This window comes from Rhodococcus erythropolis NBRC 15567, assembly GCF_001552595.1.
In the GTDB taxonomy this organism is placed as follows: Bacteria; Actinomycetota; Actinomycetes; order Mycobacteriales; family Mycobacteriaceae; genus Rhodococcus_F; species Rhodococcus_F erythropolis.
In genome coordinates this window covers 1-1,504 of the sequence record NZ_BCRM01000062.1, presented here as the reverse complement: position 1 = coordinate 1,504, position 1,504 = coordinate 1, and the positions used below count along the sequence as shown (strand labels likewise).

1 protein-coding gene is annotated in these 1,504 nt (G+C 60.8%); it reads left to right on the top strand.

Features of this window, described 5'->3' with window-relative positions:
• Window positions 1–1,504, top strand: a 1,504-nt coding sequence (locus tag RE4_RS30545) for a condensation domain-containing protein (RefSeq protein ID WP_255246899.1), incomplete at both ends; no start/stop codon positions are given.

Sequence of the window (1,504 nt, the reverse complement as noted above, 5' to 3'; positions counted from 1 at the left end):
CGATGATGATTTCTTCGAGTTGGGTGGTAATTCGCTCAATGCGACCCGGCTCGTCAGCCGCATCAACGCAGACCGAGGCACTGACATACCGCTGCGGGCCATCTTCGACTCGCCGACGGTAGCCGAACTCGCTGCGGTTCTCGACGCCTCATCATCCTCGAGTAGGCCGGCCCTGACAGCCCGGGTACGCCCGTCGGCGGTCCCGTTGTCACCGGCTCAGTCCCGGATGTGGTTCCTCAACCGCTTCGAACCTGAGTCGTCGGCATACAACATGCCAGTGGTCCTTCGCCTCTCCGGCGCCCTCGACGTATCGGCGCTTGGTGCGGCAGTGGGTGATCTGGTGCTGCGCCACGAAGTTCTCCGGACGGTCTACCCTGAAGTGGACGGCATCGGTTTCCAGAGAATTCTCTCGCCGGATGACGCGGCCGTGGACATGACGATCGAGTATGTGTCCGAAAGTGCTCTCCTCGTACGAGTTTCCGAAGTCCTCGGCGCCACTTTCGACGTCACGTCCGAAATTCCCATGCGAGCTCATCTGTTCCAGCTCGACGAGTTTGAGTACGTCCTGGCGATGACGGTGCATCACATTGCGGGTGACGGTTTCTCGATGGGTCCGTTGACGCGTGATGTGATGGTGGCGTACGAGGCGCGGTCCCGTGGTATGGAGCCGTTGTGGGCGCCGCTCGAGGTGCAGTACGCGGATTACGCGCTGTGGCAGCTCGAGACGTTGGGTTCGGAAGAATCGTCGACCTCACTCGTCACACGACAGTTGGACTTCTGGCGCAGCGCTCTCGACGCAATACCGTCGGTGATCGATCTGCCGCTGGACCGACCTCGTCCCGTGGAAGCCTCCGGCCGTGGAGCCATGTTCTCGGCCCATCTGAGCCCCGAGGTGAACGCGCAACTGGAGAAGGTCGCGCGTGACAACGGCGCTACGTCGTTCATGGTGTTGCATGCCGCGCTCGCTGTTGTGCTTTCGCGCTACAGCGGTGAATACGACGTAGTTGTGGGAACTCCTGTTGCGGGCCGAGGAGAACGTGCACTCGACGATCTGGTCGGCATGTTCGTCAATACCCTCGCACTACGTTCCGTGGTGTCGCCCGGCGCTCGGTTCGCGGAATTGCTCGAATCGGTTCGAGAATTCGACCTCCAGGCGTTCGCGAACGCCGACGTTCCGTTCGAGCGCCTGGTCGAAATACTCGATCCGGTTCGTTCGCAGTCGTACTCGCCCATTTTCCAGGTCAGTTTGACCCTGCAGAACATCGCATTGACCGAACTCGAGTTCGACGGCATACGTATCGCCGAAGTCGACAACGTCGTGACCACTACACAGTTCGACCTGGACTTCGTGTTCAACGAAGCACTCACCGCCGACGGGTCTCGCGGGGGTCTGGACCTACATCTGACCTATGCCACCGATCTCTTCGACGAGGCAACCGCAGCGCGATTGGTCGATGCATACGTCGCAGTGGTGAGGGCTGCAGTGGCGGACACGTCCACCATC